Below are 18,234 nucleotides of genomic sequence, written 5' to 3'. Positions count from 1 at the left end.
CGTATGCCATTCGTCAACAGAATAAATAAAAAACAAGGGCAATGAGCATTAGTACTCGTTGTCCTTGTTTGTATAAATGAGTGAGAAATGTATTATTCGCCTTTCCACAGTCCGTGTAGGTTGCAATATTCGCGTGCTGTCACCTCTGTGGCATTAGTCATGAAGATAGCTTCAGGTTTCTCGCCTGGTTTCAATTCATGACGAAGCACATCGGTAGGAGTGAGGAGTTCAATCCATTCGATATAGTGCTCGGGAATCATGGGGTGTTCCACGCTTCCTACCTTGACACGAAAACCTCCCTCTATGGGCTCGATAACAGGTACATGTTTCTCGTAGGCTCCGTCGGTAGCGTTTTCTTCCATCAGTTGCATGGGTTGTCCACAGCAACTCAGAACAGCTCCAGAGTGCAATACTTCTACTACGTTGCCGCAGATGGGGCAGCGATATACTTGTCTTATTTTTGTCATAATAGTTCCTCCTAATATTAAAAGTTAAATGAATATAGAGTCTGAGAACGTAGATTAGTCTACTGGACTAAACTCGTCCTTGCCAACTCCGCAAAGAGGGCAAACCCAATCATCGGGAATGTCTTCGAATGCTGTTCCTGGTGCAATACCGCCTTCGGGATCACCTACTTCTGGGTCGTAAATCCATCCACATACATCACATACATACTTCTTCATGTTTCTTGGTTTTTAAAAAGTTATTTCTTAGGGTTAATTACTCTCACTATCTGTCGCTTGCCGAATTGATGATCTATAAGGATGATGTTCTACGGCTTAACGAGTGATAGATTTTGCAAATATAGAAAATATATGGATAGCTTCCAAGTTTTTTTCTGCAAATGATGTTAAATGCGCATTTGTTTAAGTGCATCTATTCTCGCCATGGCATAGTGAAAACAAGCTTAACTCAGCATATTTGGCTTAACGAAAACGCTCTTTTAAGTCGAAGAAATTCATGCAGAAGGCTGTCAGTATCATGTACACGGTGTTCTCTTTCCAGTCGCCCACTGATGCTTATTGTCTGGTTTATCTCATCGATGAGAGTCAGAAAGCCTATTGCCTCTTGCCTTATCGCCAACAGACGACAGGCAATTTTCCAGTAAAGGCAAACCGTCGTTATGTGCTTTTCTCACCTAAGGATGCTGACCGCAGTATCGCTTCGTTAGTAGATGAATACATACTCAACAGTCAAGAAAGCAAAGAGTATAATCAGCTCTACATCATTTTCTCACCCAATCCTCTGACCAAGACCATCGACCGTTCAACAACAGAACTTATGCCCAGGGAAACCACAGTAGAAAACTTCAGGAAATGGCTTGCCCGTTGCCGACGCAACGACCTTGATATGGCAGTGGAAGTGAAGAATATCGTTATTAAAGGGCAGCCTTGACGAATTTGCAGATATTTCATACAGTATTTGGAAGCAGCCAGTTTTGTCTCATTCTGACGTCTCAGACTCGCTCAAATCTTACGACTTTGTTTCCACACATTTCCGACTCTCTGCAATCCATGCGGATGGAGTCATGCCTTTTACTTTCTTAAACAACCGATTGAAATAGGGGATATCGCTGAAGCCACATGCCCATGCCAATTCGTTGATACGCTGTGTTGTGTCAGATTGTAACAGTTCGCAAAACTTGTTTAACCGATAACTGTTGAGATAAGCAATGAATGTTTGACCAGTGGCCTGCTTCACACATCGGCAGAAGGACGCTGTGCTGAGATTCAGATGCTGGGCAATATCATTGAGCCTGATTTCCTCTTTATAATGAAGCGATATAAAGTCCAATAGTTTGCGCATCTGTTCAATACTCTGATTCATTTCAAACGTGGTGTCTTCCGGTTTACCAATGGGTAATAAATCGGCAGGGTGATGACTTATATAGGTAAGGACAGACCACAGATGACACAGCCTCATGGCATCATCAGCATGCTCCATCGCCAATAGTTGCTGACAGACTACAGCTTTGCTGCTGCCCGTAATCAGATATGCTTGGCGCAGACTAAGCAGAAAGTTGACTACAGGTTTCAGTTCGGGAAATATGATGCAGGCATGCAACAGTATGTTGGCAGACAACTGACACACATGCGACTCCTTGCGACCTGTATCGCCACACGACTCAGGATCGTATATCCAACAATGGGGCATGCTGCCCGGCATGAATACCATTTCACCTTGTGAGAAAAACTCATGGCAGGTGCCAACAATGCGCATACCATAGCCACGCACTATCCAGTTGATTTCCAATTCAGGATGGAAGTGGATGGCAATCTCTTCGCTTATCGGCACCTCATGATGCAGATAGCGAAACGACTTTCCCTCTGTGTCGTAGTCGAGCACCTCATATGCAGGTTGTTTCTCGTCGGTAACCATATCCTTTGACTTTGAATATTTCCTCATAATCGATCAGGTATAATGCTTGTTGGTGCAAAATTAGACAATTATTTGATAATATCTACCAATTATACCTTACTTTCTTACCCTATCTTTGCACGAAAATTGAAAACACAAATGAAGAAAGCTCTCTTTGCCTTATCTCTTGGCACTTTTGCATTAGGTATTACTGAATATGTCATGATGGCTATCTTGTCGGAAGTAGCATCAAGTTTGTCGATTAGTATTCCGCAGGCAGGACACCTGATTTCTGCATACGCTTTAGGTGTGGCAGTTGGTGCACCGCTACTCATTGTGGGCTATAGATTCAAGCCCAAGAGTGTCTTGTTGTTTTTGGCATTGGTGATGTTTGCGGGTGCCGTACTCTCTGTGCTTGCTCCCAACTACTGGTTGTTTCTGGTGGCAAGATTCATTTCAGGACTGCCCCATGGTGCTTATTTCGGAGTAGCGTCTATCGTGGCTGTGCATCTTGCACCCGAAGATAAGAAGGGTAAGGCAGTATCAACCATGATAGCAGGAATGACGGTGGCAAACCTGATGGGTGTTCCGGTGTCGTCTTGGCTTTGTTCCACATGGTCTTGGAGATTCCCTTTCCTCATTACCAGTATATGTGCCTTGCTCGTCCTTTGCAGTATCTGGCGCTGGGTGCCCAATATGGATCGCTTGCCAGTGACAGGTTTCAAAGGGCAGTTTCGCTTTCTTAGCACCAGTGCTCCTTGGTTGATACTTACGGCAACATTGCTTGGCAATGGTGGCGTGTTCTGTTGGTACAGTTATATTTCTCCGTTGCTCTCGCAAGAGAGTGGATTTGCATTGACTCAAGTTCCGATGCTGATGATAGCCGCTGGTGCAGGAATGGTGCTCGGCAACATACTGAGTGGAGTGCTTTCCGACCGCTATTCAGCCTATCGTGTTGCACCAGCCACACAGCTTCTTGCCGTTGTCGGACTGATATTGATTTTCTTCCTTGCCGATTATGGATGGCTCTCGGTAGTGCTTATGGTGGTAGTGGCTGGCTGTTTGTTTGCCGTAAGCGGTCCTGAGCAATTCCTCATTCTGCGTCATGCACCAGGTGGTGAGATGCTGGGAGGTGCCTGCGTACAGATGGCGTTCAATCTTGGTAATGCGCTTGGTGCATTTGTTGGCGGATTGCCCATCTCGTTTGGTTGCACACCGCGTTATACGGCACTTGCCGGTATTCCTTTCTGTTTGTTGGGTTTTGTCTGTCTGATGTTGCTTTACAGAAAATCTACCAAGACTGCACTTTCCCATTCTTGACGGGAAATACATTAAAAAGTATAGAGGCTATGGGTTGTCCAGCACTTCGATAGCGAGGTCAGCCCAAACATTTTTATGCTTTTCGAATATGGTAGGAAACTCCGAGATGGGTACGGGATTGGTACTTCCTAATTCTACGGTAACGCTGGGACATTGGTAGATAATCTCTACGTCGTCAGCCCATGTGCCGCCGGCAGGAGCACTATCTGGACCATAGAGTGGATAATTGGTGTGGCAATGGATGAGTTTGGCATAGTCGTGGGCTAACTTGTTGACGTATTTTTTTGCATTCTGACATCCGTAATAGATGATGTTTCCGGATGTGTGATAGTTGAGAAAAAGGTCATAGTCATAGCGCTGCGACACACGGAGCATCAGTTGGCTCTCTGGCTCGGAGTAGGGCAACAAGCCCGAATAGAAATTGAAACTGCGATGGGTCTTACGGCTTGAAGTAAACGGATTGTTGAAGCCATTGCCGAAATTGCGGTTTATATCCACCCCGTTGGCATTGGCTTTGATTTTTGTATGCGAGGTGCCGTTGTCTTCAGTCTGCCTTACCCATTGTTTCACTTCATCGGTCAGTTGACCGTTGCTGCCGTTTTGTGCAATCTCCACTCCGTCGGGATTGACCATCGGGATGATGACAAAACACACCTGTTGCAGCAGATTGCTGATGCGTTGGCCTTTATATTCACAAATGTCTTGATAGCACATCTGGGCATAATGTTCGAGGAGTGCCATGGTGAGTTGTGTTGCCATATATTCGCGAGCGTGCATGGTGGCTTGTACCATGATGTGGTGACGAGCCGAACGGTTGCCGAGTGTGACCACAGGCAACCGATGTCCCAGTAGGGTTGTGGCGCTGTCAAGTTCGTAACTCACAAAGTCGGGATAGCGTTTGGCGATGGAATCGAGATCTGTGAGCATTTCGCTGAAGGTGTAGTGTTGGTGGTCGGTATCTATGGCAGCGTATGCGGCAGCCCGTTTGTAGTAGTTCTCGGCAGTTTTACTTTCCTTGTCCTTCAGAACCTTATCCATCAGCCTGATAGCATCGCCATAATTTTTCTGTTTCATCAGCTTGGTGTAGGTCTGTTGATTCTCTTCATTGGTTTGCGCAACTATATTGCCCGTCAGTAGGAAAAGCAGCAGACAGGTCAATATTCCAAATCTATAATACCTTTGTTTCATAAGGATAGTTTTTTTTATTAATTCATGCCTACAAATTTACACGTTTTTCTCTGAAACAAAGAACATTATACTCAAAAAATGTGTGGTACAAGGCTAAAGTCTTATCTTTATGGTGATGATTACTATTTCAACATGCAAATGTGACCACGTAATTAGTGTTCCATTTGTACGACCGTGGTGGCTCCTATCAGTCTCCTATCTTGCTTGTATGATTATTGGGACTTACGTGGGACTTCTAACGGAGTTACATGGGATGTGATACGTACATTTAGCAATGGTAAGTGTGGGGCGCTAATAATAATGGAGAGTAATGTGATAATGTAAAGAAAGAGTGTTGTCTTAGAAGCCCTGTCGCGTTACAGTATTATAGTCATCGTATTTGTAAAGTCTTTTATATTAATGGTTTATGAACTAAGCGGTAGAAAAGTGATAACCTAGATTCTAAAGATTGGGAAAAAGACGAATATTTAACGTTTGTAACTTTTTTGAACCACAAATAGCATACAAGTGTGCCATGATTTGATTAAGTCATGGCATTTTATTCTTGAAGTCGTCTTTTCTGGCTATATTGCCCCCTAATGTAAAAAACGACACATTATTTATATAGGAATGCCATCTGCACAACAAGAAAAACGCTATAATTTGCCAATGAAACTTAATTTCAGCACTTAAAGTATTGTTGTATGAAAGAAATTTTATATCTTTGTGGTCGGAAATATTTGTTATCATTCCGACCATAATTTATATACAAAATCAATGGAGAATGCAGTAGTACAGCAGATTAGAAAGAAGATTACTCACAGTAAATTCGGCGAGATATTCTTTGTTTCTTCTTTTCCTCAGTATGATGTTGAGTATGTCACAAAGTTACTCGCCATATTTGAGAAAGAAGGATTGGTTACCCGTATAGCCAAGGGTGTGTATGTCAAGCCACGCAAGACACGTTTTGGCATCCTTTACCCTTCGGCTTACGAATTAGTGAAAGAAATTGCTAAACGAGATAAGGCAAAAGTTATACCAACTGGAGCCACAGCCGCTAATCGCTTAGGATTCTCAACGCAAGTACCCATGAATACTATTTTTCTGACTACTGGGTCTGGGCGAAAATTGAAATTAGGGAATCGAACAGTGACTCTGAAGCATGGGGCACCTAAGAACTTTGCATTCCGAGGACGTTTGATGCCAGAACTGGTACAGGCATTACGCAACATTGGTGAGCATAACATCACTCAGGATGTTGAAGCGAGGATTGGACAATTGTTCTCAGAAACTCCTGAGACTGACACCATAGAATATGATTTATTGTTGGCTCCTGTATGGATGCGACAAATTATAAAGAAAGGAATAAAGCAATGAGTAAATGGATAGATTTCTCGCTCGACGAGCGAAAGGCGATGATACAAGGTGTAGTTGAGGCAAGACAAATTGATGAAGCTGCTGCTGAGAAGGACTGGTGGGTAACAGCAGTATTGTATGCGCTGTTTCACACTAGCGTATCTGAGTATCTGTTGTTCAAAGGCGGTACAAGCCTGAGTAAAGGCTGGGACATCATCAACCGATTCAGTGAAGATATAGACTTGGCGTTGATCCGTGACTATTTCTTGAACGTCAAGCAACTCTCTTGTGCGAGCTGTACCAGTAATACACAAATCCATAATCTTCGAGAGAAAGGGCAAGACTTTCTGTTTGGTGAGTTTAAGGACGAGTTGATGAAAAAACTGGCTGATTTGGGACTTGACGTAACAGTTCTAACAGACAATAACATAACCAATGAAAATGGCGAGACAAGAAAGGTACCACACGATAAAGACCCATCTGTTCTTTATGTTCAATATCCTTCACTCTACGATAGCCAAGCCGCATACGCAATACCAACGGTTAAAGTAGAGATTAGCGTGTTGTCAATGTCCGAGCCTTACGAGATGAGAAGAATTTCATCACTTATAGAACAGACCTTCAAGGATGAAGATGTGGATTCCGACCTTGTCCAGACAATCCGCACTGTCAGTCCCGCCAGGACTTTCTTGGAAAAAGCTTTCCTCTTGTGTGAAGAGTTCCAGAAGGACGAACCGAGAACGCATAGAATGACACGTCACTTCTACGACTTGGAGAGACTGATGCAAACCCCATACGCAGAAATGGCTCTTAATGATTTGGTGCTCTATCATGAGATTGTGGAACATCGTCGCAAGTTCTATCATGTTGGTTATGTGGATTACGACAAAGAGCTACCTGCCACTATTCAGATTGTACCAAGTGACGAACTGATGTCCTCTTACGAAGCTGACTATAACGAAATGAAGGAGAGCTTCATTTATGGGCAACCTCTGACTTTCGGCGAGTTGATGGAAAAGATAACGAACCTTCAAGAACAATTCCGAGCTTTAGATGTCCCTAAAGGTTGAATGTAGATGAATTTTTAACAAAATCTACTTTTTCTCCAACCTCTGCCACGGCTTGGCGTACCCTTAGAGTAATTTTGCAGAAAAAACATAAAATATGATTAATAACGATAGAGGGCAAAGCCTGATTAGCAAGTACGTATGGGTGATAGAAACCATCTATCGCAGACGTAAGATTTCATTCAAAGAACTGAATGAACGGTGGCTTCGTGATACGGATATTAGTAGAGGTGTGGATATTCCAAAACGTACCTTTGACAATTGGCGTTATGTCATTTGGGACATGTTCGGTATCAGCATAGTCAATGAGAACCGTGGTGAGTACCGCTATTACATTGAGAACGAGGAAGACATTAGTAAAAATGGACTCCGTTCCTGGCTATACAACACATTCTGTGTTAGCAATGCTTTAGCGAATAGCCAGAGCATCAAAGATCGTATCATCTTGGAGTATGTTCCATCGGGGCAGGATTACCTTCAGCCCATCGTCGAAGCTATGAAGGAAAATCGTGTGCTAAACATGACTTATCACAGTTATTGGAAGGATGAGGAGAATAACTTCGATGTTCAGCCGTATTGTGTAAAACTGTTCCGGCAGCGTTGGTACATGGTGGCTCGTAGCACTTATTCCTATTATTATGAGAAAGGGCCACGTATCTATTCCCTTGATCGTATCAAATATCTTCATGCAACAGACGAGACTTTTGAAATGCCAAAGAACTGGACGGCAGAGGATTTCTTTGATGGCTGCTTTGGAATCATTGCCGAACAGTCTGTCAAAATCCAACCTGTTAAGTTAAAAGTATCAGCAGGACAGGCCAACTACATCCGTGACCTGAAGATGCACGAGTCGCAGGAAGAGATAGAGCGCAATGAAGAGTATAGCATCTTTACCTTTAATCTCCGTCCAGAGTTCGATTTCCAGCAGGAACTGCTTTGGAATGGTGAAGACATGGAGGTACTTGAACCCTACTGGCTCCGCAAAGAGATTGCCGGTAAGATTAAGAGAATGTGGAACAAGTATAAAGACGATAAGTAATGAGAGAATTAGGTATGATTATCAGCGATAAAGTTCTGCAATCCCTTTGTCAGAAGCATTTGCATGAGATAGGAGCAGGCATTGACACATTCCTGCCAGATATAATAGTACGCTATGTTTCGGAAAACAAGAAGTTTGGCTATACCCGTTTTGGCAATTTCTTTTTCCTTGGCGATGACTTCTATGTATGGGAGAAAGACGATAAGTATGCAGAAGACCATAATCAGGATGTGGTAGAAGCTGTCTTTGGTGTTGAGTGTGAAGGGCGTGGATACGCTCGCAGAGTTATCTTTGCTGGTGTGCAAACAGGATTCAAGGATTGCAATGGAGAAAGAATCTTTACGGGTGATGTCACCCAGATTGTAGAAAACGAATACAGCACTCATGTTTATGCCGTAGGCGCTTTTGCCAACGAAGATGGGAGTGGAGACTATTGCTTTATCCTTGACAATCATTACTGGGCACTGGCAGATTGCAACCGTCGGCATTTTAAGCTGACACGCATAGGCACCGTATTCTATCAGTTGGATGCAAGCGATTATATAGGTGTCAATCAACGTACCATTGGTTTCAACGGATGGAGGGATACAGAAGAGGACAAACATCGAAAGACCCTTATGGCAAAATATACGCCCAACTTCGACAAGGAGTTTTGGAAATATAAAGGTCTTGAGATATTGGGAGTAGAATTTGATTGGAAATAGCAATATGGAAAAGAAGCAAGTAAGAAAAGACCAAGCTGGCAAGGCTCGTATTGGAGCCATTGGAGAAAAATTAATTGTTGCAAAATTAATGCAACAAGGATGGGATGCGTTCAACGCGAATTGTACCATCAAGAATTACAAGTCCATCGATGTTGTATGTCTCAATGCGGATATGAAGGAAAGCGACGAACTATGGTGGAAGCCAAAAACATCTCTCATACAGGTTAAAACGAGTGTGCAGAACAATATTCCTGCGGGTTTCAGCATACAAGAAACTCTCGACAAAGATTACTTGAAGCAGATGGTAAAAGGTCCGTATGTTTTTGTGTCTGCTAAGATGAATGACGGCGGCTATACATTCCGCTATTTCATCATATCACGTAATCAATTCATCAATTTGCTCTATCTGGTGCACCAGTATTATGTTAATGTTTTGCACCAAGACGATAACTTAGAATTATCTGCTCCTGCTTGTATTTCTATCAGTTGGTTGGAGGGGAAGCCAGAGTTTTCATCAAGGAATCATGCCAACTTTGGCAATCCGCTGTCAGAGTCGTGTGAGGATAAGTGGGAGAATATTTGGGAGGACTGAATAATGAAAGATTTTGCTGCAATAGATTTTGAAACAGCTAACAATGAGCGCAGTAGCGTTTGTTCTGTGGGGATTGTCATCGTAAGGGAAGGTGAGATAGTAGATACCTTCTATTCTCTCATCCAACCAGAACCGAACTATTATAACTATTGGTGCAGTCAGGTGCATGGTCTCTGTCATGAAGATACTGACGATGCTCCTGTGTTCCCCAAAGTATGGTCACAAATAGAACCATTGATAGAAGGCTTACCTCTTGTTGCCCACAACAAGCCCTTTGATGAGGGCTGTCTGAAAGCCGTATTCCGTGTATATCAGATGGATTATCCAGACTATGAGTTCTATGACACCCTTTGTGTTTCACGGCGAGTGCTCCCTGATTTAGAGAACCATCAGCTTCAGACTGTGGCAGCGGCTTGTGGTTTCAACATGGATAATCATCATCACGCACTTGCAGACGCAGAGGCATGTGCATGGATTGCAAGAGAAATATTGTAACTATCATTCAATATAGAAAATGATTAAAACACTACAACTTAGCAAAGATATATTTCAGTATAAACTTGATGGCATGAAAATGGGAATCAAATGTGGCTGTCAAGTATCTGATATAGTTGCAAGGCATTTGTCTCGCCGCCCGTTTCATCTCAATGTCATAGAGGCGGCATGTCAGGGGAGATTTAAGGAAACAGGACATAGCCTTGTACTTGCAGACATGCTCAGGCATCCAGTTATTCAGAGTTCTTTTATGGAACAGTTTCTTGGCTTAAATCTTAATTACATGGAGGTTACAGCTGAAACAGACAGAGTTGACGTTGCCCTCAAAGGTAAAGACATCTTTGTGATAGTAGAGAACAAGGTAAATGCAGCAGTAGAGCAAAACTGTCAAGTTTACAGATACGTACACGAGATTGCCATAGAAAAGTATGGTTACTCCTTGTCCCAAATATATGTGCTATACTTGAATCCCACTAATCACAATCCTCCCTCAGAATATTCTCTCTGTGATGAAAACAATGAAAACAACGTATTTGAAGAACTGGGCAACGACCACTATAACGTACTCTCATACAAATACGATGTCACAGATTGGCTTCGCGGTATATCAGTTAGCAATGAGCCACATATCGTCAGTGCATTAGATCAGTATATAGATTTTTTAGAGAATAAATTTCACACAACTTCATTAGATATAGACATGAACAACGAAATTAAGGATTTCCTGTTAAAGGAACTTCAAGTGGACAACAGTCCGTTGGAAGAACAACTGTCAGCTCTTGACAGTCAGTATAACAAAACGCAGGAACTTCTCAGTGCTATAGATAGTCTCAAAATAGAACTGAGAAAAGAACTGTCACACAAGATGATGAGAGAGTGGCAACGGCAGATAGAAGAACTACTCTGCATAAAACTCTCACAAGACGATCATTCTTTTGGTGTACAACTCAATAATAAAGTTTGGTTAGGGGTATGGGATGGTTACGATTCTCCTAATCATCTACCATACTGGGGATTTCAATACACCACATATAAAAAAGATGAAAATCCCGAATTGTACAAATGTGTTGAGACGTTAATCACAGGAGCAGGAATCAATAAGTTCCAAGCGGATAACAAAGAGTTTATAGCATGGTATACTACCCAAAAAGGAGTTGAAAGGTTCACTTCACTTTACCATGCTGCAAAAGAAAAAGGTCTATTGCCGTAGCAGTTTTTACCGAATAATGCTTGTACGTTTCGTTTTGAATGAAAATACTTATTGTCCATGAACAGGAGTATTGAACATGAGTTAAATGTCCTTTTTGCAGAGTGGGAATCCAAAATGAAGGCGAATGACAATACGTCCCATTTCACGAGGGATGGACTGATGTATAACAGTTTACCCAATGAGCAAAATGAGGACTTTTGGTTTTCTTCATCAAAGCGTGTCTTGTTTTTGTTGAAAGATCAGAATCAACAAGGAATAGAGAAGTGGGATGAAGACATCCGTGAGTGGTTGATAGATACAGTAAATGACAAGACCGAAAGCCAACTGAAGATAAAGGAGGCTAATAGAAATTTATCTCCTCGTTTTATTAGAAATCTCGCATATCTCCTTTGGGGATTGTCAAAGGCCGACAAAGACAACCCCTGGTGGTATGATGAGGTCATAAAGCATTTTGACGAAGTAAAAGATTTTTTCAATACCCAACCTTTCGCAATTGTTGAATGTAAAAAACAACCAGGTGGAGGAAAACTCGAAGACAAAAAACTTAAGCAACATCTTGCTGACTATGGGGATTTCCTCATACGTGAAATAGAAATACTGTCACCGACAATGATAGTATGTGCTGGAGGACCTATATATGACTTTGCTATCAACAAATTATATCCACAAGAGGAACTCATAACCATTGAAGGGCACCAAGAAATGCGTTTACATACATCGACAGGTACACTGATATTCTTTTCATATCATCCGAGCGATAGAAAAACTTCCCGCGACTTCTATGATAGTGGTGTTATATATCATTATAGAGAGTTTTTAGAATATCAATTAAAAATGAAACAATAGTAACTATGGCAATTTGAAGGAATACAGTAAAATACACCATAATAGAAAAAATAGCTAATGCTCACCTATATCTCCGACACTTCCCACTATAAATAGGTTCTTTCACGAGTACAACTCGTGAAGCATATGCTTTGGATAGGAACTGCTGATATTAAAGACCTTTATGTGGAAGTGGGCAAAGAGAAGAAGCCATTTCTGGCTCTCATTGCCCAACTTATTAGGCGTGGCTTGGAGGTACGCCTAATTCATGCTAAAGAACCTGGTCCGAACTTTCGGGAGGACTTTGACAAATATCCTGTGCTCTATGATCGCTTAGAGCGTGTGCTTTGTCCGCGTGTTCATTTCAAGATGCTTGTCTTTGATGGCAAGGAAGTGTATATCGGAAGTGCTAACCTCACGGGGGCGGGAATTGGTATGAAGGCTGAAACTACTCGCAACTTTGAGGCAGGCATCCTTACAGATGACACAGAAATTGTTGAACAAGCAATGGATCAGTTCGATGAAGTATGGATGGGTAAATTCTGTAAGACCTGCAAGCGTAGAGAGTTCTGTCCAGACCCAATAGCATAGTTTTTTTGTTAATAACAGCATTTTTCCAAGACCTCTGCCACCAGTTGGCGGAGGTCTTGGTTTTCTTTGCACTCAGAATTAAACATCACACAGTGCAATATGAGAAAATTATTCAAGAATAAAGAAAAGAAACATTTAAAAATCCATATATATGAATGGGATATTGATGTGTATGTTCCAGAAAATGAGGAACAACTTTATATTAAAGCTGCTGAGAATGTCAGCCAAAAAATAGAAGCATATATGGACATATATGTTCGACAGCAATATGTTCCACAAAAGAGCTATATGGAAATATTGTTAATGACGTTACTTGACATCGCTGTTACATCAACAGAAAAGGAACGTGTTCTTGGATTTAATAATTTTTGGAGACGAATCAATAATATAATCAAAAACAAGTAGCAATATGATTGACATTAACGATTACGACATTCAATGCATTGAGCATGAAATTCTTTGGAAGTACGACAAATCCCCATGTGATTATCCAGATTGTGACTGTTTGTTGTCCTTACGAAAGGATATGATAAACGAAAGGGTTCTTGCCAATCAGGAAGAAATACTCCCAGACATCATCGCATTCAATGATGCCATGACTGACGCTCTGTGGGAACTATATGACAGGGCACATCGTATCTGGAACAGCATCAAAGACAATGAGGATTTCAAGGGTGCCGAGATCGAGGCAAAATGCTATCTTAGTTACGACTATCCGAAACTTCATCCCGTCCAAGGTGATGATAGGCAAGATTTGTGGAATGCCATCTGTGACGCTGGTTGGAACAAATTATATGACGATGGTGTTTCGCTGACAAGTCTCTCCCTTCCTCGCAATGACGAATCATTTGAAAGCTTCATTGGAATGGATGATGGTTATAATAATTGGAATGAAGGACTCGACAGAGAACTCACTAAGGATTTGCACCTTACAAGTGCCTTCCACAACCTCTATGAACACATGGAGTTCGCAATTACAGACTTCGTCTATGTGCGTGAGTTTGAGACAGAAATCAACATTGAAATCCACAAATAGAATGAATACAAATGATGAATCGTTAATTAGAGAGGTGCTTGACTCGCGCAATAGTATCGTCAAAATAGATGCTAACGATGTGAGAGACTTGTTTCAGGAAGGAGGTGAAATCCATGCTTATAATGCTTCTGTAGATGCATCAATGAAGAAAAGGATGGAATTGCTGATGGATCTGATAATCGTAAACACCAAGAAGTATGAGCCATTCAGTCATGCTCTGATATTTTTATTCTTCCCAGAAGACCGCCCTTTACTGATGGAGGAACTAAAGCCATTTAGTGACTGGATTGAATCTGTACCAGGTGAATTGAGGATTAAGTGGGGAATGGCGACTCAATCTAAACAAGAACTTCGAGCAATTGTGTTATTACAAAAATAGAAAACGAATTTTTCTGCTGTTTATAGGCTAAAAATCGAAAAAATACACTCTAAAACCATTGTTTTAGCTTTTTGAAAACTGTAATATTGTAACGCTTTACGCGTGTAAATATAATTGCGTCATAAAGCGAAGTTCATGCTCTTTTGTAATGATTACTATGAAATGGAATAATATCACATTGAGATAAACGAAATTCGGGGACTCAACCTCATGGTGAGTCCCCGAATGGGTATGTTGCATTGAGTTATCAATTGCAATTACTTGATGTTGGGTTCTTCCAGTCCCAGACCTTTCTTCTTGTCAACAGCCTTCAGCACGAAACCGAGCAACAGGGCTGCAACGCCAAGACTTGCCAACATGATGAGGGGAGCGGTGTAGTCGAACTTTGTAGGATCGGTAACACCCGGATTAGACTTGTCGAGCACCTTACCGATGAGCAAGGGGAACAGCCACAAACCGATGTTCTGAATCCAGAAGATCAACGCATAGGCAGAACCGATAACCTTAGCATCAACCAGTTTGGGCACACTGGGCCACAATGAAGCAGGAACCAGCGAGAACGAACTTCCCAATACCAGAATAGTAGCGTAGGCAATGATGATACCACCCACAGCGCTATCCTTGAACAAAGGCAGAATGAAGGCAAAGGTCAGGTGGCAAGCGATAAGCAATACCGAACCGAGTATCAACATAGAAGCTGCCTTACCCTTGTGGTCAACATAACTGCCGAGGATTGGGGTGATGAGTACTGCCAACAGTGGGAATACAGCGAAGATACTCTCTGCCGACTGACGCATGTAACCCATGTAACAATAGGTTATGAGCGAGATAATTGAAAAGGCGAGCAGGATAAACTGGTTCCTCTTTACCTTTTGGAAATTGCTGGCAAAACCTGCAGCAGCTACGATGAGCATGATAACATACTGTACGATGGTTACAGAAGAACTTGCCCAAAACGAATCCTGTGAAGGTTCAACGAGGGTGAGGTTACACTGCAGCATGTTTACCGCATACTTCTGGAAGGGGAAGATAGCTGAATAGTAGAGCACACACAACAGGGCAACGAGCCAGAAACCGCTTGACGTGAGAATCTGTCCCAGATCGCTAATCTTGAATGGATCGTCTTTCTCTTCTGCCTCACCAGTCTGACTGTCGAGTTTCTTATCCATGAAGAAATAAACGATGGTCATGATGAGGGCAATACACATCAGTACTACGCCGAAGGCAACGCTACGGCTAACGCTGATATTACCACCGAGCTTGGCAAAGAAGGGAGAGAAAATCATACAGGTGGCAACACCCAAACGTGCCAATGCCATCTCAGAACCCATAGCCAGTGCCATTTCGCGTCCCTTAAACCATTTCACAATACCGCGGCTCACGGTGATTCCTGCCATTTCGCAACCACAGCCGAAGATCATAAAGCCGCAGGCGGCAAACTTGGCTGAGGCGGGCATTCCCTCATAGAAAGGCGAAACGCCCAATTCGTCGAATACAGGAATGTAGTTGAGGTTGTTATTAAACCATACTTCCAGACTGCTGCCTGTGAAATAGTCGGTCACAGCGTACCACTTGACAATAGCACCAGTCAACATAACGGCTGCTGAAAGTACAGCGGTGAAGCGCACACCCATCTTGTCGAGGATGATACCTGCAAAGATGAGGAAAAATACGAATACGTTGAGGAATACCTCCGAACCCTGCATGGTACCGAAGGCGGTAGAGTCCCATCCGCGATACTCCTGCATGAGGTCTTTGATGGGCGAGAGAATATCCATAAAGATATAGCTGCAGAACATGGCGAGGGCAAGCAACAGAAGGGCTGTCCAGCGCATGGCGGCAGAATCTCTCAGTGTCTTTTGAATTTCTTGTGTCATTTGTTTATTAGATAATTGTTTGTTGCAGAGTGAGTGGACAACGGATTATTTCTTCAACCAACGGTCGAGCCAGCCAAAGAAGGTGCGCTGCCACAGAATGCCGTTCTGGGGTTTCAATACCCAGTGGTTCTCATCGGGGAAGATGAGCAGTTCGGCAGGAACGCCACGCAGACGTGCGGCATTGAAGGCACCCATACCTTGGTTATAAACAATGCGGTAGTCTTTCTCGCCGTGGATGCAGAGGATGGGGGTATCCCATCGATCTACGAACAAGTGGGGAGAGTTCTTATAAGTCTTGTCGGCACGAGCGGTACGGTCTTTCTTCCAATAAGCATCGTCGTACTCCTGATTGCTGAAGAATACTTCTTCGGTGTCGGTGTACATGGATTCGAGGTTGAAAGCACCATCGTGTGAGATGAACGCCTTGAAGCGCTTGTTGTGGTGACCAGCGAGATAATATACGCTGAAACCGCCAAATGAAGCACCAACGCAACCCAAGCGGTCTTTGTCAACGAAAGGCAGATTCTTTGCGGCATCATCGATGGCAGACAGATAGTCATCCATGCATTGGCCGGTCCAGTCGCCAGAAATCTCTTCTTTCCACTCCTGACCAAAGCCGGGGAGACCACGACGGTTGGGTGCGATGACTACATAGCCGTTGGCAGCCATGATCTGGAAATTCCAGCGGTAGCTCCAGAACTGTGATACGGGACTCTGTGGACCGCCTTCGCAGAATAGCAGGGTGGGATATTTCTTACCTTCCTCATAGTTGGCAGGCAAGATAACCCATACGAGCATCTCTTTATTATCGGTGGTCTTTACCCAACGCTGTTGCACCTTACCGAAGGTGAGTTGGTCGAGAATCTGCTTATTCTCCTGACTGATCTGGGTAACCTGAGTCTTCTCGATGTTCTTGCCGGGAGTAACCATGTAGATATCTGTTGGAGCGGAAATGCTCTGGCGAGTAGCGAGGATGCGCTTACCGTCGTTGGCCAATTGGAGCGAAGTCCAGTCAGACCAGTGGTCGGTCAGCTGACTTACCACGCCTTTGCGATCTACACGATACATGTTCTTGCAACCATGCCATACGCTGATGAAATAGAGCATGGCAGTTTTGTCTTTTGCAGGAGCCCAGCAGAAGGCATCGATATCTGAGTTGTGGGCAACGTACTGCTTGGTGCCGGTTTCGAGCGAATAGACACAGATGCGGTTAAGGTCAGACTCATAGCCATCGCGAGGCATCGACTGCCAAGCAATATATTTACCGTCTGGCGAGAACATAGGATTCTGGTCGTAGCCAGTATTGGCATTAGGGTCTGCATTGACAGCCTGATCCGTACGGGTGTGGGTCATGTCGGTTGCAGGCTGTTTCCAGTCGGCAGGTTTGCAGAGGTTGCGTGTCTCGCGCGTACCTATATTATAAAGGAAGATATCAGAGTCGGTCGAAGTAGCATATTCCATGCCGATTTTCTTGCGGCAAGTATAGGCAATGGTCTTCGAATCGGGACTCCATGCCAACTGTTCAATACCACCGAATGGTTCCATAGGACATTCGAAAGGTTCGCCTTCAAGAATATCTATACCCTGTCCAACTCCTTCAGCAGTCACTTCTGCTAAGAAAGGATGCTGGATGCTCTCTACGTAATGATCCCAATGGCGGTACATCAAGTCGGTAACGCGGCGTCCTGTAGCCAAAGGCAGGTCGTCGGGATTCTTCTTGATGATTTCGTGGAAAGGAATCGACTGTATGAGGATGACTTTCGTTCCGTCGGGTGAGAATTTGAAGCCTTCTACCTTGCCCCCAGTCTTAGTCAGTTGTTGGCGATCGCTACCGTCGGCTTTCATGGTCCAGATTTCTCCGCCACAGTTGAACGCAATGGTTTCGGCATTAAGCCATACGGGATCTGTCTCGCTTTTGCTGCTGGTGGTGAGCTGGCGTTGATGGCTACCGTCGGCATTCATGATGCAGATGACCTGATGGCCTTTGTTTTGCTTCACGCTGTAGTAGCCTACTTGATAGACCACCTGACTGCCGTTGGGTGATGCAGCCACACCGCCAATGCGTCCCATGGCCCAAAGAGCTTCGGGAGTCATCATCCGGCTGTTGAGCTTGATGTTGCTTTTTCCAATGTTCACGTTGTCTTGTGCTTTTGCTGTCCCAGCGCCTATGATGAGCAGAGCGGTGGCGACAAGTGTAATTAGTTTGTTCATAGATTAC

Annotated in this window: 20 protein-coding genes; 14 read left to right on the top strand and 6 right to left on the bottom strand. The window is 43.4% G+C overall.

From position 1 onward, the window contains the following. Positions 1-92: 92 nt before the first annotated feature. Together CIK96_RS09285 and rd are read right to left on the bottom strand one after the other, a co-directional pair. Positions 93-467 carry a desulfoferrodoxin gene (locus tag CIK96_RS09285; protein ID WP_094440442.1) on the bottom strand — a complete coding sequence of 125 codons (375 nt, stop codon included), beginning with the start codon at positions 465-467 and terminating at the stop codon, positions 93-95. A gap of 54 nt (positions 468-521) precedes the next feature. Then, positions 522-683 carry a rubredoxin gene (gene rd, locus CIK96_RS09280; RefSeq protein ID WP_094440441.1) on the bottom strand — a complete coding sequence of 54 codons (162 nt, stop codon included), beginning with the start codon at positions 681-683 and terminating at the stop codon, positions 522-524. 277 nt (positions 684-960) lie between these two features. Between rd and CIK96_RS09275 the strand changes: the two genes are divergently transcribed. After that, the gene (locus CIK96_RS09275) at positions 961-1,395 is read left to right on the top strand and encodes a DUF4384 domain-containing protein (protein ID WP_094440440.1); all 435 of its coding nucleotides are present in this window, start codon (positions 961-963) and stop codon (positions 1,393-1,395) included. A gap of 78 nt (positions 1,396-1,473) precedes the next feature. Here CIK96_RS09275 and CIK96_RS09270 read toward each other — a convergent pair whose 3' ends face one another. Then, the gene (locus tag CIK96_RS09270; RefSeq protein WP_094440439.1) at positions 1,474-2,406 is read right to left on the bottom strand and encodes an AraC family transcriptional regulator; all 933 of its coding nucleotides are present in this window, start codon (positions 2,404-2,406) and stop codon (positions 1,474-1,476) included. 111 nt (positions 2,407-2,517) lie between these two features. Here CIK96_RS09270 and CIK96_RS09265 point away from each other — a divergent pair, with 111 nt between their 5' ends. Next, on the top strand, positions 2,518-3,678 hold the full coding sequence (locus CIK96_RS09265) for an MFS transporter (protein ID WP_094440438.1): 1,161 nt from the start codon (positions 2,518-2,520) through the stop codon (positions 3,676-3,678). A 27-nt stretch (positions 3,679-3,705) separates the two neighbouring features. Here CIK96_RS09265 and CIK96_RS09260 read toward each other — a convergent pair whose 3' ends face one another. After that, a complete protein-coding gene (locus tag CIK96_RS09260) occupies positions 3,706-4,866 on the bottom strand; it encodes a M14 family metallocarboxypeptidase (RefSeq protein WP_094440437.1) in 1,161 nt (386 codons plus the stop codon). Between the two features lie 756 nt (positions 4,867-5,622). Here CIK96_RS09260 and CIK96_RS09250 point away from each other — a divergent pair. The 12 genes from CIK96_RS09250 to CIK96_RS09195 all read left to right on the top strand — a co-directional run bounded on the left by CIK96_RS09250 (position 5,623) and on the right by CIK96_RS09195 (position 14,139). Continuing rightward, entirely contained in the window at positions 5,623-6,222 is a 600-nt protein-coding gene (locus CIK96_RS09250) for a DUF6088 family protein (RefSeq protein ID WP_094440435.1), read from the top strand. Beyond that, the gene (locus tag CIK96_RS09245) at positions 6,219-7,271 is read left to right on the top strand and encodes a nucleotidyl transferase AbiEii/AbiGii toxin family protein (RefSeq protein ID WP_094440434.1); all 1,053 of its coding nucleotides are present in this window, start codon (positions 6,219-6,221) and stop codon (positions 7,269-7,271) included. Before CIK96_RS09250 ends, CIK96_RS09245 begins: the two co-directional genes overlap by 4 nt. A 94-nt stretch (positions 7,272-7,365) precedes the next feature. Further along, positions 7,366-8,307, top strand: coding sequence for a YafY family protein (locus CIK96_RS09240; RefSeq protein ID WP_094440433.1), 942 nt, complete (start codon positions 7,366-7,368; stop codon positions 8,305-8,307). Beyond that, complete coding sequence (locus CIK96_RS09235; RefSeq protein WP_144007512.1) at positions 8,307-9,011, top strand: hypothetical protein; 705 nt, start codon at positions 8,307-8,309, stop codon at positions 9,009-9,011. Before CIK96_RS09240 ends, CIK96_RS09235 begins: the two co-directional genes overlap by 1 nt. Positions 9,012-9,015: 4 nt before the next feature. Then, on the top strand, positions 9,016-9,603 hold the full coding sequence (locus tag CIK96_RS09230) for a hypothetical protein (protein ID WP_094440431.1): 588 nt from the start codon (positions 9,016-9,018) through the stop codon (positions 9,601-9,603). Between the two features lie 3 nt (positions 9,604-9,606). Beyond that, a complete protein-coding gene (locus CIK96_RS09225) occupies positions 9,607-10,098 on the top strand; it encodes a 3'-5' exonuclease (RefSeq protein ID WP_094440430.1) in 492 nt (163 codons plus the stop codon). Between the two features lie 19 nt (positions 10,099-10,117). Beyond that, on the top strand, positions 10,118-11,308 hold the full coding sequence (locus CIK96_RS09220) for a PD-(D/E)XK nuclease family protein (RefSeq protein ID WP_094440429.1): 1,191 nt from the start codon (positions 10,118-10,120) through the stop codon (positions 11,306-11,308). 57 nt (positions 11,309-11,365) lie between these two features. Beyond that, the gene (locus CIK96_RS09215) at positions 11,366-12,154 is read left to right on the top strand and encodes a uracil-DNA glycosylase family protein (protein WP_094440428.1); all 789 of its coding nucleotides are present in this window, start codon (positions 11,366-11,368) and stop codon (positions 12,152-12,154) included. 126 nt (positions 12,155-12,280) lie between these two features. Further along, on the top strand, positions 12,281-12,724 hold the full coding sequence (locus CIK96_RS09210) for a phospholipase D family protein (RefSeq protein ID WP_254047116.1): 444 nt from the start codon (positions 12,281-12,283) through the stop codon (positions 12,722-12,724). 99 nt (positions 12,725-12,823) lie between these two features. Next, positions 12,824-13,129, top strand: a complete 306-nt coding sequence (locus CIK96_RS09205; RefSeq protein ID WP_094440427.1) for a cell division protein ZapA — start codon at positions 12,824-12,826, stop codon at positions 13,127-13,129. Between the two features lie 121 nt (positions 13,130-13,250). Continuing rightward, the gene (locus CIK96_RS09200; protein WP_254047115.1) at positions 13,251-13,760 is read left to right on the top strand and encodes a hypothetical protein; all 510 of its coding nucleotides are present in this window, start codon (positions 13,251-13,253) and stop codon (positions 13,758-13,760) included. A 1-nt stretch (position 13,761) separates the two neighbouring features. Then, the gene (locus tag CIK96_RS09195; RefSeq protein WP_094440425.1) at positions 13,762-14,139 is read left to right on the top strand and encodes a hypothetical protein; all 378 of its coding nucleotides are present in this window, start codon (positions 13,762-13,764) and stop codon (positions 14,137-14,139) included. A gap of 257 nt (positions 14,140-14,396) precedes the next feature. On the opposite strand, the gene CIK96_RS09190 is transcribed toward CIK96_RS09195, so the two are convergent. Continuing rightward, the gene (locus CIK96_RS09190) at positions 14,397-16,016 is read right to left on the bottom strand and encodes an MFS transporter (RefSeq protein ID WP_094390681.1); all 1,620 of its coding nucleotides are present in this window, start codon (positions 16,014-16,016) and stop codon (positions 14,397-14,399) included. Between the two features lie 45 nt (positions 16,017-16,061). Then, positions 16,062-18,227: a S9 family peptidase gene (locus CIK96_RS09185; protein WP_094440424.1), complete on the bottom strand. Its 2,166-nt coding sequence runs from the start codon at positions 18,225-18,227 to the stop codon at positions 16,062-16,064. Positions 18,228-18,234: the final 7 nt, after the last annotated feature.

Origin of the sequence: Prevotella sp. P4-98 (assembly GCF_002251405.1) — a bacterium.
Taxonomy (GTDB): domain Bacteria; phylum Bacteroidota; class Bacteroidia; order Bacteroidales; family Bacteroidaceae; genus Prevotella.
Note: the sequence above shows the minus strand (reverse complement) of the source record. Positions and strands in the feature narration are given on the sequence as shown.